Below are 15,486 nucleotides of genomic sequence, written 5' to 3'. Positions count from 1 at the left end.
ACAACCTAACAACAGCTTTTCAACTAAATACTTAATTATTTAGCAACTATATTTATAATTCTTCCCGGAACATAAATTTCCTTAATAATGTTTCCTGTTAACTTGTCGCCTAATGCTTCCTTACCCTGAGCAATAGCGTCATCCTTTGAGATGTCAGCAGGTACACTGATTACAACTTTTGTCTTACCGTTAATCTGAACAGGAACCTGGATTTCATCATCCTTCATAAGTTCTTCGTCAGCTTCAGGCCACTTGTTGTTTTCAAATACGCTACCTGTGTTTCCAAGTCTTTCCCACAATTCTTCACCGATATGTGGTGCAAATGGAGCTAATAATGTAACGAAAGTCTGAATTGTTTCTTTGTCAATTCCGCCTTCTTTCTTAGCTAATTCAATAAACTTGTTATTAAATTCCATAAAACCTGAAACTACTGTATTTAAACTAAAGTCTTCAAGACGTCTTGTAATTGTATGAACCATCTGGTGACGAAGTTTTATCATTTCCTTAGTTGGCTCAACATTAGCTTCAATACTATCTACTGCTAACTTCCAGAATCTTGTGATAAATCTATATACACCATCAATTCCTCTTTCATCCCATTCTGAATCAAGTTCAGGTGGTCCTACAAACATTTCATAAAGTCTTAATGAGTCACATCCGTAATCTCTTACCAAATCATCAGGTGAAACAACGTTACCCTTTGATTTACTCATCTTAATACCATTTTTACCTGTAATCATACCCTGGTTAAATAATTTCTTAAATGGTTCGTCAAAATCAACTACTCCGATATCATGTAAGAACTTAGTATAGAATCTTGAATAGAGTAAGTGAAGAACTGCATGTTCAACACCACCGATGTACATATCTACAGGAAGATACTTGTCAGCTTTTTCTCTTGAAACAAGTTCTTTGTCATTCTTATTATCAATATATCTTAAGAAATACCATGATGATCCTGCCCACTGTGGCATTGTATTTGTTTCACGCTTTGCAGGTTTTCCACAGCAAGGACAAGTTGTGTTAACCCATTCATCTATTGCTGCAAGTGGTGATTCACCTGTACCTGTTGGTTCATATGATTCTACGTCAGGTAATAATAATGGCAACTGATCTTCAGGAACCGGAACTGCTCCACAGTCAGGACAATGTACGATTGGAATAGGTTCACCCCAATATCTCTGTCTTGAGAATACCCAGTCACGTAATTTATAGTTAACTGTAGCTCTACCAAATCCTTTTTCTTCAATAATGTGAGGAGCTTCTTTTTTAAGAACAGAAGATTCCATACCATTCCACTCACCTGAGTTAATCATAGTACCTACAGCTTCTGTGTAAGCTTCTGTCATATTTTCGATTTCTTTACCATCTTTTGCAATAACCTGAATAATTGGAATGTTAAACTTAGTTGCAAAAGCAAAGTCTCTGTCATCATGTGCAGGAACACACATAATTGCACCTGTACCATAGTCAGCAAGTACATAATCTGAAAGCCAGATTGGAACCTTTGCACCGTTTAATGGGTTAATTGCATAACTTCCTGTAAATACACCTGTTTTTTCTTTTCCCTGAAGTCTGTCTACAGATGACTTATTAGCTGCCATCTGAATGTATGCTTCAACATCTGCTCTTGTCTCATCTGTTGCAAGAGATTTTGCCATAGTATGTTCAGGAGCAAGTACCATAAATGTTGCACCGTAAAGTGTATCAGGTCTTGTTGTATATACTGTAATCTTCTCATCTGAGTTTTCTAATTTAAAGTCAACTTCTGCACCATATGATTTTCCAATCCAATCTGCCTGCATTTTTTTAACTTTTTCAGGCCAGTCAAGCTTGTCTAAATCTGCAAGAAGTCTGTCAGCATAAGCTGTGATTTTTAACATCCACTGCTTAAGGTTCTTCTTTGTAACTTCTGCTCCACATCTTTCACAGCATCCGTTAACAACTTCTTCGTTAGCAAGACCTGTCTTACATGATGGACACCAGTTAATTGGCATTTCTTTCTCGTAAGCAAGTCCTTTCTTAAACATCTGAACAAAAATCCACTGAGTCCATTTATAGAACTTAGGATCTGTTGTGTTAACTTCCATATCCCAGTCATAAAGAGAAGCAATTTCATTAATCTGTCTCTTAATGTTTGCAATATTAGCTGCTGTTGAAATAGCTGGATGTGTCTTCATCTTAATAGCATAGTTTTCTGCCGGAAGACCAAAAGCATCCCATCCCATAGGATGAATAATATGATAACCATGAAGCATCTTATATCTACTCCATACATCACTAATAACATATCCTCTCCAATGTCCTACATGAAGTCCTGATCCTGATGGATAAGGGAACATATCAAGACAATAATATTTGGGTTTTGTAGTGTCTTTATTAATAGGGGTTACATCCCAATTGTGACGCCACTTTTTTTCAATTTCCTTATGATTATAAGGTGTTGCCATAATTTATTTCCTCCTAAAAATATGTATAAAAATTTAATCTTTAGCTATTGTTGTTGTGTCTTTCTTAGAAGACTTAGTTGTTTCAGGCTGCTTAACATTTTTTGTTGTTTCGCTTTCCTTCTTTGTTGCTTTCTCCTTAGTCTTTTTTTCCTTTGTTGTTTTTTCAGACTTCTTTGTAGTCTCCTTAGGAAGCTTAAGTTTCTTCTTTTGAGCCTTTGACGGTTCAAATCGCTTATTACCCTCAGATTCTTTTACTTTTATTTCACACATTACCTGACATGAGCCAACGTTTCCTGCCTTGTCCTGTGCCTTAATTGAAACCGGGAAGTTGCCTTCCTTTAATTCCAATGGATCAACTGTTGTTATTGTGATTGTTACGTCACTTTCATTACAGGATACATACTTTCTAACCATTTCTTTAATAGCCTTAGCGTTAGATTCCTTGTTCATATCCTTTTGGTCTTTGCTTTTTACTTCATAAGTAAACTGAGTCTTAGAACATGTAACCTTAGGCTTTGTTGTATCAACTACCTTGTATGATAATGAAGCTGTTATCTTCTTACCTGATTTAAGCTTGTAAGTATATGTCACTTTAGATGTTCCTGTTTTGGAAGAATCAATCTTATTATACTTAAGCTTTCCTGTAATATTCTTTCCTGTTTCATCTAATGCTAACAGGTTACTAAAATAATCTATCTTTTCACCTTTTTCAACATTAACAGGTGTGTATCCTGTTGCTATTGTGCCATTAGCTTTCTTCAAGTATGGATTGCTTTTATCAGGATCTGTAGGATCCCATCCACAATACTTGTTTGTTTCAGTCTTTTTTCCAACCTGTAGTGGAAGTTGGTCTTTCTTTGAACCTTTCACTATTTCAAGCACTGTCTTGTTCTTACAGTTATTGTAAACCCAAGCTGCATCTGATGCATACAAAATAATTGACTTGTCAACTTTCTTATTCTTACCTACTGAATCATAAGATTTCTTAACTAAAGTATCAGGATATCTGTCGCTATATTCTGCTGACTGAATCCATGCTGAATAAGTATATAAAGTATTGTACCTGTGCCATCCATTGTTTTTAACCCATGAATAGCTCTTTTCAGTTTTGTATTTGCCCTTTTTAACATTCTCTCCCAATGTGCATGGAAAAATCTTATAGGCTGTCTTGTTCTTCTTGTCAGCATCATATCTGTAGACTACCATAACATTCTTTGCCATATTAATCTGCAAATAAAATTCATCTGCTTGTTTCTGTACTGTTTCCTCTTCTTCATCTTTGGCGATATTATTTCCAACACCGCTGGTCTTATCTGCATCTTTGTTAATCTTGCTTTGCATATACATTAACGCTGCAAATATTATTCCTGCCACAACAAGAATTTCTACTATTGTTATCAGTATATTTTTAAACTTTTTACTTTTTAATAAATCTTTAATATTCAACTTAGTACCCCTAAATCTGTAGGTATTTTGTTATTAAAAGAAAAAGGCTTCTAAAAAAATGCCTACGCATACCACAATATTATACATCATTGTGAGCATTTTTCAAGAAACCTTTTTATTTTATATTATTTTTGTAGGATATTATTCTCCATCAACTGCCTGTGAATCAGTGCCATCGCTTGATGAACTGTCACCTGAATCTGATGAATCGCTACTACTTCCGTTATTAGATGAATCTGAGCTTGAACTTCCTGAATCAGAACTTCCACTAGAATCGCTATCTGACTTTTCTGAACTTCCACTGGAACTGTCATCTGAACTTCCTGAATCACTTCCAGTTGAACTATCTGAACCATTATCAGAACCTACATCATCGCTTCCGTTTGAATCTCCACTGTTTGTATCTGACTTGCTATTCTTATTTACACTTTCAGTCTGGCTATCATTATTATTTCTATTCTGGTAATAACGTTTATATACAAACAAACCTCCCACTGCAACTGCTGCAGCCATACAAATAAGAATTAAGAATAATAACAGGTTAGTGAAGAAATGATGCTGCTTTCTCTGACGTCTGCCTCTTCTTCCTCTTCTCTCCCTGCGACCTAAGCTTGGAGTGCTTATGCCTCCTCTTGACTTTTTGCTTCTGCCTCTGGTCTTTTTAGTCTTAGTTTTCTTTGTCTTTTTTGTTTTGTTTTTATTATTGTCAGACTGCTTCTTAGCATTGTCTTCTGACTTAGGTTTGTTCTGACTTTGCTTTTTGGCATTGTTGTCTGTATTAATCTGCTGTGTACTTTCCAAATCTTTCTTAGGCTGTTCATTAGCAAATTTTTCAGGATGAACCATTTTCTCATATGTGGTTTTTAATCCCTGCCAATCCGGTTCGCTGTAAAATGCAGGTGGCTGGCATGAAACCTTTGCCTGTTCATTCATCATACATACAACAGTTTTGTCGTCTGTAATCTGGTCTATTGCCCAAACAGGATAGCTATACTTAGCCATTCCGTCGCACAATCTTTTTGTAAGATTTTCGTCGAAAAACTTACTATATCCATTCTTCAAGCAATTAGAAAAAACATTTCTGTCCATATCTCCGTCTAAGAAACTTTCAAGAATGTTCTTAGGATTGTTAAATGACTTATTATTCATAACACAGTCAGGATTCATAAGAAATTCTGCTGCTGAATTGTAAACTTTCTTCTGACCTGTTGCTTTTGCAACACTGTCTGTGGCATTTAACAAAAATGGTGAAATAAGTTCATTAAGAATACCATCTGTAACAAGCATAACTGAAGCAATGTTGTTATCTAACTTTCCAAAGCTCCAACTGCCTTCTCCTGCTCTCAATGGCTTAACATACTGCTTGTTCTCACCCTGTTGCTGTTCAGTTATGATATCCATAGTTCCGTCATTCTTTTTTACAACTATGCCACCATCCCCGGCGTGTCCATAAGCAATGCTTTGTCCATCATAAATCGCTCCGCTAAGAGTTGTATCGAAATCTTCAATCTGTGCATTGTTCTCTGTTGCATACTGGTTAATGCTATTTAATGCATAAGAAAAAGAATCCTTTAATACCTGCAATTGTTGGTCTAAATTCATACCGGAATTAATATTTTCACTACAATATTCTCCTGCTTTTTCTACTGCAATCTTTGCTCCTATATCGGAAGATTTTGCACTTCCTACACCGTCAGCTACTAAACCTACTGAGCATCCATTATTAAGTTGTATTACTTTATTAGCGTCCTGACAGGCCATATTTCTGGTACTGTGGGACTTTCCTTTTATTGAAAATCCATAATTAATCATACATTTCTCCATTTCCCATTTGGCACAGATTATATATGATTGTTCTTTAAGTCAAAATAATCTGCGCTACTTATTTAGCCTTTTTAAATTTACTGACTATAATACATATAATAACAGTAACTGCCATATCAGGCAATGTATTTCCAACAATTATATCAACTGTCATAAGATATCTGTATAGAATAAATCCAATAACCCAGATTATAATATTTGTAATTTCAACGTTTTTATCTTCGCTATTGTTTTTGATAATGAAGAAGTCTGCAATTTGAATTGCAATCATAGGTGCAAACACTGAACCTATTAAATAAAGGAAATCAGTAATATCGTCCATTGGGTAAATAATTGCTGCTATTGTACCAACGATTGTTACTGCAATTGCCATATACTTTCCATTAATTTTGCTAAAGATTGTTTCACTTGAAACACCTGCTGAATATGCATCCAAATATGTTGTTGTAACTGTTGAAAAAACAATTATAAGAAGTCCTGCTATTCCAAGACCTGCCTTTAACATTATCTGGTCGATTCCTGCATTCTGTGCAAAAATAGCTGCACCCATTCCAATTATATACATCCAACAGCTTACAACTCCGTAAACAATGGCACTTGCTGCTGTTGCCTTAATTGGCTTTTCTGCTTCTCTTGTGTAATCACTGATTAATGGAAGCCAGGAAAGTGGCATTGCTACTGCAAGTTCTACTGCCGCACCAAACGTTAATCCATCATCAGGAATACTTGTTGCCACACCGTTGTCAAAGAAAACAACTTTACACAAAATAATTGTTAGAATAAATAAAGCTGTCATTGCAACAACATTTACTTTTTCGATGTTTTTTATTCCAATAAAAATCCAAATAATAATAAGTACACCGATTACAATGCACCACACCCAGTTTCCTGTATTAAAAATTCCGTTGGCTGAAAGTGCGCCGTCATAAATCATAATGGCTGTCCATCCTGCCAATTGAATAACATTTAATACTGAAAACAGAATACTTCCTTTCTGACCGAAACTTATCTTTACTGTTTCCATTGCACTTTTCTTTGTCTTTGCACCGATTACTCCTGCAAGGAATAAAAGTGAGCAGCCAATTAAGTGTCCGATAATAATCGCAAGAATGCCTTTTTCCATTCCAAGTGAAGCAAGATATGTACCTGTTACAATTTCTGCAATTGATACACCTGCTCCAAACCAAATTAAACTATTACTAAATATTGATGTCCCTTTTTTATCCATTTTATGTACCTCTTTCCTTTTTTAGTCGCACTTAATTGCAAATGCATGATTCATAGGACCACTGCCTTTTCCTAAATCAAGCATTGCTGATAATGCTCCTGAAATATATTTTTTTGCCTTTTCCACTGATGTATCCAAATCTCTGCCTTTTGCAAGATTTGAAGCTATGGCACTGGAAAGTGTACATCCTGTTCCATGTGTATTAGGATTGTTAATTCTCTTACCATAGAACCACTTGTATTCACCGTTTCTGTAAAGAAGGTCGTTGGCATCATTTATGCTGTGACCGCCCTTGCATAATACGGCGCAGTCATATTTTTCGCTAATAACTGCTGCTGCCTTTATCATTTCCTCTTCGTTATGTATTTCCATATTGGATAATACTTCTGCCTCCGGAATATTTGGTGTTATTACTGTTGCCAAAGGAATTAAGTATTCCTTTAAAGTGCTTATGGCATCATCGCTTATTAATTTTGCTCCGCTTGTTGCAACCATAACGGGATCAAGAACTATGTTCTTTCCATTGTATTCTTTTAGGCTTTTAGCTATTGTTTTGATTAAGTCACTTGATGATACCATTCCTATTTTTATGGCATCCGGTGTTATGTCTTCAAATATAGCTTTTAGCTGTGCCTGTAAAAATTCAGGGCTTACTTCATAGATGTCTGATACGCCGGTTGTATTTTGAGCAGTTAAGGCTGTAATAGCACTCATGGCATAAACTCCATTAGCTGTCATTGTCTTTATGTCTGCTTGTATTCCGGCGCCTCCACAAGAATCACTTCCTGCAATTGTTAATGCTGTGTTCATTCTTTTCTCCTTTTCCGGCAAAACTTTACTGATAGTTTTCCTCACCGGCGAAAGAAAATTTTGTCACAAACACGTTGATTTTGTTATTTTGCTCCGCCGTCTATTGTAAAGCGAAAACCTAAACTCGCCTACGGCTCAAACAGTAGGTTTCTCGCTTTACACTATGCTCGCAAAATTGCCAAAATCTGCCTATTGTTTGTTTTCAAAATTTTCTTCCGCCGGTGATAATAGTACTTTCACTATATAATGTTTTGCCTGTAAGTTTTTAGTTTTTGTGGTTCACAAGTTGTTCCTTTTAGGTTGGCTTGTGTTTTGTATAGCGATATAAGGTGGTGCCCCCAATTTATCGCTTTGTCAGGGTTTATTATTGTTTGTTTGAATAATAGGAAACCCTGTTGTTTGTTTTTGATTAAATAGTTTTTCCCTGTTGTTTTTTGTTTAGGTTGTTTCTACTTGTTGTTTTGTATTTGGTTAAGTAGGGTTTTGTGTTCTGTCCAATTTTTTATGTAGATGTTTGTTAGGTTTCTTATTTTTTCCTGGTCTTTTTCGCTTGCAGGATCGTAGATTCCTATTGTTTTTATGCCTAGTTGTTTGGCTGTTTCTATTGAGTATGCTCCATCTTCAAATAGCCATGTTTGCTTTGGTGTTGTTCCCATTTCTTCCATTGCTTTTATGAAGATGTCCGGTTTGTCTTTTCCATACCCAACCTCTGTCGTGGTAAATATTTTTTTAAAATATTTGTCTATGTGCAGTCTTTTGAAAGCTGCTTCTATCATTGGTCTGTCTGTTGACGTTGCTATTGTCATTGGGATTTTGTTCTCGTAGGCTTGTTCTATAAAGTCGATAACTTTTGGTTTTGGCATTGCTTCTTTTTCGTAGAATTTGTATACACGGTTGTTTATTCCGGTGCATATTTCTTCTGTTGTAAGGTTTAGATTATACTTTTTTTGTATGTATTCTGCACCTTCATTCATTGTCATTTCGAATAGAATTTCTCCAAGATTTGGTTCCGCCTTTATTCCCATATCTTTTAGATATAGTTCTCCTACGTTCATCCATATTCCCATTGAGTCTAGTATTGTTCCATCTACATCAAATATAAATCCTGTTGACATTTGTTCTCCTACTTTACAGCTTTTATTGTGTTGACTTTTAGTTCTTTTGTTGCAGTTTCTATGTCTTTGCTTGCAAATATGGCACTTATTACTGCGATTCCGCAAATACCGCTTCCTGCAAGTTCTTTTACGTTGTCCTTTGTTATTCCGCCAATTGCGATTACTGGTATGCTTACCGCTTCACATATGGCTTTTAATGTTTCAAAAGGTACATCTTCTGCATCATCTTTTGAGCCTGTTGGAAATACTGCTCCAACTCCTAAGTAGTCAGCTCCGTGTTTTTCAGCTAAAATTGCCTGTTCGACTGTCTGGGCTGAAACGCCAATAATTTTGTCAGGACCAAGTTTCTTTCTAACGTCTCCTGCTTCCATATCGCTTTGTCCAACGTGTACTCCGTCTGCATCCATTTTTATGGCAATGTCTACATTATCATTTATTACAAATGGAACGTTATACTTTTTGCATAACTCTTTTATTTCAATGGCTTCCTGTAAAAAACTTTCTTCATCAAGTTTTTTCTCTCTAAGCTGTACAAAAGTTACTCCACCCTTTAATGATTTTTCAACCTGTTCATAAAGTGTTTCGTTTCCAAGCCAGGCTCTGTCTGTTACTGCATATAGTAATAACTCATCTGTTGTAGTATTACTTGATTTCATATTTTGCTCCTTTTTCCAATGTTTCTCCATCCATGTTGTAGATAGCATCAATAATTCTGTTTCTGTATGTTGAGTTGCCATCACCATCCTGCATTCTGTCATAAGCAATCTCTCCTGCAAGTCCCATTAAGCAAACTGCAGCTGCGGCTGCTTCTAACTTGTTTTCAGAGTTAGCTACTAAATATGCTGTCATAAGTCCTGAAAGCTGACAACCTGTTCCTGTAATTGAACTCATCTGTGGCTTACCATTTCTTATTACATAGCATTTTTCACTATTGCAAACTAAGTCAATTGCTCCTGTTACGGCAATAATGCTTCCTGTTGCTTTTGAAAAAGCTTTTAATTTAGAAATAGTTTCTTCAAGATTTTCATCTGTAACTTTATCGGCTACGTCAGCGTCAACACCTTTAGTACTTCCACTTCCAACCATTAAAGTCTTAACTTCTGAAATATTTCCTCTAACAACATCAAACTTTATTTTTTTCATAAGTTCGTTAGCTGTGTTAGTTCTTAAGGCACTTGCTCCTGCTCCAACAGGGTCAAGTAAAACAACATGACCTAATTCGTTTGCTTTCTTTCCTGCTGCAAACATTGAAGGAATAGTGTTCTTGTTTAATGTTCCAATATTAATGTTAAGTCCACCACAAATAGATGTAATATCTACCACATCATCAATGTCATCAGACATAATAGGGCTTCCTCCACAGGCAAGTAAAACATTTGCAACATCATTTACTGTTACATAATTTGTAATATTGTGTACTAATGGCACATTCTTTCTAACATTTTCTAAACATTCTTTAAACATCTTTGTCCTCCTGAATTTAATTTTTCACAAAAGAAAAAGGACAAACCTATTTGGTCTGTCCGCAATGAATCTTAAAATTGATTTCTTCCTACGTTGGCATTATCCAAATCAGGTTCATGGGTCGAAGTTGATTACTTCCTCTCAGCCTGCCTACAAGCTCCCCTGTTATAATTATTAAATTTTCCTTTTTCTCTGTGTCCATAAGCACTTTACAGAGTATATTTTATAACCTATTGGAAAATAATTCAATAGATATTTATTATTATATGGAAGAATTGTGGGAGTGCAAAGCTTATATTAATCCGTATAATAAACTTCTGGCTTTTTGACACCTAATTCTATTGATTAATTCTATTTTCTTACAGCCTCTTTCATTTCTTTTACATACTGTGAAACATATTGTACACTGTCTTTTCCATGTTCTGCCACAATTCTTACAATAGCACTGCCAACAATTGCTCCGTCGGCATATTTGCATACATCTTCTGCCTGCTTTGGTGTGGAAATTCCAAAACCTACTGCACAAGGTACATCTGAAACTTCCTTAACAAGTTCAATCATTCCGTTAATGTCTGTTTTTATTTCTTTTCTAACACCTGTAACTCCAAGTGAAGATACGCAGTAAAGAAATCCCTGAGCTTCCTTTGCAATCATTTTTATTCTGTCGTGAGATGTTGGAGCTATCATAGAAATCAATTCAATTCCTGCCTCTGTACATTCAGGCAAAAGTTCATTTTTTTCTTCATAAGGACAATCCGGAACAATTATTCCACAAATTCCACATTCACTACACCTGTCCATAAATTTCTTTTTCCCATATTTGTAAATAACATTTATGTATGTCATAAAAACTAATGGAATATGAATCCGGTCTTTTATTTCAATTAAAGCATCCATTAACTTATCTGTTGTACAGCCTGCTTCCAATGATCTTAAATCTGCCTTCTGAATAACCTGTCCTTCTGCGATTGGGTCTGAAAAAGGTATTCCCACTTCAATTATATCTGCCCCTGCATTCTGCATTTCAATAATAAGTTTCTTTGTTGTTTCAAGGTCAGGATCTCCTCCTGTTATAAAAGGTATAAATGCTTTTCCATTCTTAAATGCTTCTTTTATTTTACTCATAAATCTGTACTCCTCTATATCTTGCTATTGCTGCCACGTCCTTGTCACCACGACCTGACACGTTAACTACTACGATTTTATCTTTGTCCAAAGTTGGCACATACTTCATTGCATATGCAATTGCGTGAGAACTTTCAATTGCAGGAATAATTCCTTCTGTTTTTGACAAATATTCAAAAGCATCAACTGCTTCTTCATCTGTAATTGCCACATATTCTGCTCTTTTTTCTGCCTGAAGCATTGCATGTTCAGGTCCGATTCCCGGATAATCAAGTCCTGCTGAAATTGAATAAACAGGGGCAATCTGACCATATTCATTCTGGCAGAATAAAGACTTCATTCCGTGGAAAATAGCTTCTGAACCGTTAGCCATTGTTGCTGCGTTCTTTGGATTATCAACTCCAAGTCCTGCTGCCTCACAACCGATTAATTTAACGTCTTTATCTTCAATGAAATTGTAGAAAGCACCGATTGCGTTTGAACCGCCGCCTACACAGGCGATTACTGCATCAGGTAATTTGCCTTCTTTTTCCATTAACTGTTCTTTTATTTCCTTGCTGATTATTGCCTGAAAATCACGTACAATAGTCGGGAAAGGGTGTGGTCCCATTACTGAACCTAAAACATAATGTGTGTCATCAATTCTGTTAGTCCATTCCTTCATAGTTTCGTTTACTGCATCTTTTAATGTCATTGTTCCACTTGTTACAGGATGAACTTTTGCTCCTAAAAGTTGCATTCTAAATACGTTAAGTGCCTGTCTTTGGCAGTCTTCTTTTCCCATGAAGACTTCACATTCCATTCCCATTAAAGCTGCTGCCGTTGCTGTTGCCACACCATGCTGTCCTGCACCTGTTTCAGCTATAACTCTTGTTTTTCCCATTTTCTTTGCAAGTAAAACCTGACCCATGGCATTGTTAAGTTTGTGAGAACCTGTATGGTTTAAATCTTCTCTCTTTAAATAAACCTTTGCGCCACCTAAATCCTTTGTCATTTTTTCTGCATAATAAAGCAAAGATGGTCTGCCTACATAGTTATTTAAAAGGTCTGTTAATTCCTTATTAAATTCAGGATCGTCCTTGTAATGATTATATGCTTCTTCCAATTCATTTACTGCGTTCATTAATGTTTCCGGAACATACTGTCCGCCATATCTTCCAAATCGTCCTTTTGAGTTTGTATTATTTGTATCGCTCATTTTATCTCCTATCTGCAATTATTGCCTTACAATTTCTATTACTTTTTTGATTTTTTCTTTGTCCTTAATTCCGTCAGTTTCAACTCCGCTGCATAAATCTCCTTGCATATTGGAATCATACTGTACTCTTTAGTCAAATTTTCGATTTCGTTAAACGATTGTGTTTTCATGTTGTCCTCCTTATTTTTATTTTGGGACAAAAGAAAAAGCTTTCATCCCTCTACTTCTCGTAAAGGGACAAAAGCTATAATAAACTTCTGCGGTGCCACCCAAATTAATGTATAACACATTCACTCATTGCATACCATCATATGCTACCTTCTATAACGGTAAGGATCCGTCAGCGTCTACTTCCTATGATTATCATATTGGTTTCAAGCTGCCCTCTCAGGTCCATTCATTACTGATAGTTTATTGTCTCACACCAACCGACAACTCTCTGAAAAACATCTCTTGTAACTACTTACTCCCGATCAACGGTTTAATCACTGTTGGGACAATTCTATATTGTTTTTTTCTAAAAATCAATGACTATTTTTATCTAATCAATTGATTATTTTTATTATTTCACTATTTTTACTTTATTTTGATTTCATTGCATTACTTAATTAGACATCGTAGTCTTTTGTTTTTTAAGTTTGATTATTTCTGCTCTTCAATCACTCTGTTTTGAACATCTGCCGGTGCCTGCTCGTATTTTGATACTACATATTCAAAATCTCCACTTCCTCCGGTAATTGAACGTAGTGAAGTTGAATAACCCGACAATTCTAACATTGGGACTTCAGCCTCTATAATCTGCTTTCCTGTATCTGTTGGAATCATGTTAGTTATTCTTCCTCTTCTCTTATTTAAATCGCCCATTATGTCTCCTGAATATTTATCAGGTGCTGTAACGCTTAAAAGTGCAATAGGCTCAAGCAATATCGGGTTAGCTTCCATAAAACCTTTCTTAAATGCTAATACTGTAGCCATCTTAAATGCCATTTCAGATGAATCAACAGGGTGATATGAGCCATCAATTAAAGTAGCCTTAATTCCAACTACAGGGTACCCCGCAAGTGGACCTGCTTTAACACATTCCTGAATACCTTTTTCTACAGCAGGGAAATAATTTCTTGGAACTGCTCCACCAAAAATCTTCTCCTCAAACTCATAAGGTTTCGACAAATCTCCTGACGGCTCAAATTCCATTACAACATCTCCATACTGACCATGACCACCTGACTGTTTCTTGTGTTTGCCCTGAACCTGAACTTTCTTCTTTATTGTTTCTCTAAAAGCAATTCTAGGTTTCTCTAATGTAATCTTAACCTTATATCTTTCTTCAAGCTTAGATGCTGCAACTTCTAACTGCTGTTCACCTATTCCATAAAGTAATGTCTGCTTATTTTCATCATCTACAACCACCTTCAATGTTAAATCTTCAATTGTAAGCTTGTTTAAAGCCTGGGCTATTTTTTCTTCTTCACCCTTGTTAACTGCTTTATATCTTACATATGTATAAGGCTTTGACATTGTTGTTGGATGATATTCTATAGGCCATTCCTTAGTTGATAAGGTATCTCCTGTTCTTGTGCTGGCAAGCTTGCCAATTGCTCCAATATCTCCTGCGTATAGTTTTTGAACCTCTATTACATTCTTGCCACGCATTACGTAAAGCTTACTTAGTTTTTCTTCTACATCTTTTGTGGCGTTGTAAACTGTATCCCCTGCACACAACACTCCGGTTCTAACTTTTACAAGAGAATACTTACCAACAAAAGGATCCATTATAGTTTTAAATACATATGCTGAAACAGGTTTGTTCCAATCAAAATCACCTATAACTTCTTCTCCTGTTTCTAAGTTTATGGCAATCTTCATTACTTCAGCTTTATCTGCTGATGGAAAATATTTCTCGCAAGTCTGAAGAAAGCTGTTAACGCCCTGACAATTTACTCCTGAGCCAATCTGTACCGGAACAATGTCACACTTGATAACACTTCTTCTAAGAGCCATTGAAATCTCCTCGTATGTAAATTCTTCCCCTGAAAAATATTTATCCATAAGATCTTCGTCTGATTCTGCCACTGCTTCCATTAACTGTTCCCTACAAGGTTCAAGTTCTGGTGTTAAATCCTCAGGAATATCTCTTTCCGTATAGCTTCCAAGGTCGTCGGTAAACTTTCTGCCTCCCATTTTTACCACGTTAACATATCCTGTTAACTTTCCATCTTCAATAATAGGCAAATGGAATGGAGCCACTTTCTTTCCAAATCTTTCTTTCAACTGCTCCACGATTTCCATATATTTAGCATTAGGATCATCCATGTTGGTAATAAAGAATATTCTTGGAATCTGTCTTCTCTCACAAATCTCCCAAGCCTTAATTGTTCCAACTTCGATTCCCGCCTTGCCATTTACAACAATAACTGCTGCATCAGCAACACTCATTGCATCTTCCATCTGACCCACAAAATCAAAATATCCCGGTGCGTCAAGAATGTTAATCTTCAAACCATTCCACTCTACCGGTATAACTGAAGCATTTATGGAAAACTTTCGTTTAATCTCCTCCTTATCATAATCACTGATAGTATTACCGTCCTGCACCCGTCCCATTCTGGTAATTACTCCTGTAGAATAAGAAATGGCTTCTGCCAAAGTAGTCTTTCCTGATCCTCCGTGACCAAGAAAAACAACATTTCTAATACTGGATGTTTCATATACGTTCATAAATCCGGCCTCCTTATTTAATTTTTAAAATCCGTTACAATTCTATGTAATATATTTTACTCTATATGCCGGTTCTTTACAACAAAGTTAAATCTTTAACAAGCCGTG

Annotated in this window: 12 protein-coding genes, 1 riboswitch and 1 other annotated feature; all 12 genes read right to left on the bottom strand. The window is 35.9% G+C overall.

Translation table 11 applies throughout. The annotated features are described in order from the left end of the window. Window positions 1-35 precede the first annotated feature (35 nt). Window positions 36-2,450: a leucine--tRNA ligase gene (gene leuS, locus NQ558_RS07760; RefSeq protein WP_005362960.1), complete on the bottom strand. Its 2,415-nt coding sequence runs from the start codon at window positions 2,448-2,450 to the stop codon at window positions 36-38. Between the two features lie 33 nt (window positions 2,451-2,483). Next, on the bottom strand, window positions 2,484-3,896 hold the full coding sequence (locus tag NQ558_RS07755; protein ID WP_040447089.1) for a hypothetical protein: 1,413 nt from the start codon (window positions 3,894-3,896) through the stop codon (window positions 2,484-2,486). Between the two features lie 141 nt (window positions 3,897-4,037). After that, window positions 4,038-5,708, bottom strand: a complete 1,671-nt coding sequence (locus NQ558_RS07750; protein ID WP_040447091.1) for a PP2C family serine/threonine-protein phosphatase — start codon at window positions 5,706-5,708, stop codon at window positions 4,038-4,040. 70 nt (window positions 5,709-5,778) lie between these two features. Then, on the bottom strand, window positions 5,779-6,948 hold the full coding sequence (gene cytX / locus NQ558_RS07745; protein WP_005362968.1) for a putative hydroxymethylpyrimidine transporter CytX: 1,170 nt from the start codon (window positions 6,946-6,948) through the stop codon (window positions 5,779-5,781). Window positions 6,949-6,969: 21 nt separating this feature from the next. Then, window positions 6,970-7,758: a bifunctional hydroxymethylpyrimidine kinase/phosphomethylpyrimidine kinase gene (thiD, locus tag NQ558_RS07740; protein ID WP_005362970.1), complete on the bottom strand. Its 789-nt coding sequence runs from the start codon at window positions 7,756-7,758 to the stop codon at window positions 6,970-6,972. 449 nt (window positions 7,759-8,207) lie between these two features. After that, entirely contained in the window at window positions 8,208-8,873 is a 666-nt protein-coding gene (locus NQ558_RS07735) for an HAD family hydrolase (RefSeq protein WP_005362972.1), read from the bottom strand. A gap of 8 nt (window positions 8,874-8,881) precedes the next feature. Beyond that, complete coding sequence (gene thiE / locus NQ558_RS07730) at window positions 8,882-9,529, bottom strand: thiamine phosphate synthase (RefSeq protein ID WP_040447092.1); 648 nt, start codon at window positions 9,527-9,529, stop codon at window positions 8,882-8,884. Continuing rightward, on the bottom strand, window positions 9,516-10,337 hold the full coding sequence (gene thiM / locus NQ558_RS07725; RefSeq protein ID WP_005362976.1) for a hydroxyethylthiazole kinase: 822 nt from the start codon (window positions 10,335-10,337) through the stop codon (window positions 9,516-9,518). Before thiM ends, thiE begins: the two co-directional genes overlap by 14 nt. 68 nt (window positions 10,338-10,405) lie before the next feature. Continuing rightward, window positions 10,406-10,511, bottom strand: a riboswitch (TPP riboswitch). Between the two features lie 177 nt (window positions 10,512-10,688). Further along, window positions 10,689-11,462: a tryptophan synthase subunit alpha gene (gene trpA / locus NQ558_RS07720; protein WP_005362980.1), complete on the bottom strand. Its 774-nt coding sequence runs from the start codon at window positions 11,460-11,462 to the stop codon at window positions 10,689-10,691. After that, window positions 11,455-12,660, bottom strand: coding sequence for a tryptophan synthase subunit beta (gene trpB / locus NQ558_RS07715; RefSeq protein ID WP_005362981.1), 1,206 nt, complete (start codon window positions 12,658-12,660; stop codon window positions 11,455-11,457). Before trpB ends, trpA begins: the two co-directional genes overlap by 8 nt. Before the next feature lie 18 nt (window positions 12,661-12,678). After that, on the bottom strand, window positions 12,679-12,768 hold the full coding sequence (trpF, locus tag NQ558_RS13210; protein WP_005362982.1) for a phosphoribosylanthranilate isomerase: 90 nt from the start codon (window positions 12,766-12,768) through the stop codon (window positions 12,679-12,681). Window positions 12,769-12,890: 122 nt separating this feature from the next. Further along, window positions 12,891-13,146: a binding site (T-box leader), on the bottom strand. Between the two features lie 156 nt (window positions 13,147-13,302). Beyond that, window positions 13,303-15,378 (bottom strand): elongation factor G, encoded by a 2,076-nt coding sequence (locus tag NQ558_RS07705; protein WP_005362983.1) that lies wholly within the window; start codon window positions 15,376-15,378, stop codon window positions 13,303-13,305. Window positions 15,379-15,486 lie beyond the last annotated feature (108 nt).

Origin of the sequence: Eubacterium ventriosum (assembly GCF_025150745.1) — a bacterium.
In the GTDB taxonomy this organism is placed as follows: Bacteria; Bacillota; Clostridia; order Lachnospirales; family Lachnospiraceae; genus Eubacterium_G; species Eubacterium_G ventriosum.
This window is presented reverse-complemented; position numbering and strand designations above follow the sequence as displayed.

Excerpts from the sequence above, each read along its gene's own strand:
- NQ558_RS07735 (WP_005362972.1), bottom strand. The coding sequence starts at position 8,873 with ATGTCAACAGGATTTATATTTGATGTAGATGGAACAATACTAGACTCA.
- NQ558_RS07705 (WP_005362983.1), bottom strand. The coding sequence starts at position 15,378 with ATGAACGTATATGAAACATCCAGTATTAGAAATGTTGTTTTTCTTGGT.
- trpB (WP_005362981.1), bottom strand. The coding sequence starts at position 12,660 with ATGAGCGATACAAATAATACAAACTCAAAAGGACGATTTGGAAGATAT.
- NQ558_RS07750 (WP_040447091.1), bottom strand. The coding sequence starts at position 5,708 with ATGATTAATTATGGATTTTCAATAAAAGGAAAGTCCCACAGTACCAGA.
- thiD (WP_005362970.1), bottom strand. The coding sequence starts at position 7,758 with ATGAACACAGCATTAACAATTGCAGGAAGTGATTCTTGTGGAGGCGCC.
- thiM (WP_005362976.1), bottom strand. The coding sequence starts at position 10,337 with ATGTTTAAAGAATGTTTAGAAAATGTTAGAAAGAATGTGCCATTAGTA.
- trpF (WP_005362982.1), bottom strand. The coding sequence starts at position 12,768 with ATGCAAGGAGATTTATGCAGCGGAGTTGAAACTGACGGAATTAAGGAC.
- cytX (WP_005362968.1), bottom strand. The coding sequence starts at position 6,948 with ATGGATAAAAAAGGGACATCAATATTTAGTAATAGTTTAATTTGGTTT.
- leuS (WP_005362960.1), bottom strand. The coding sequence starts at position 2,450 with ATGGCAACACCTTATAATCATAAGGAAATTGAAAAAAAGTGGCGTCAC.
- thiE (WP_040447092.1), bottom strand. The coding sequence starts at position 9,529 with ATGAAATCAAGTAATACTACAACAGATGAGTTATTACTATATGCAGTA.
- trpA (WP_005362980.1), bottom strand. The coding sequence starts at position 11,462 with ATGAGTAAAATAAAAGAAGCATTTAAGAATGGAAAAGCATTTATACCT.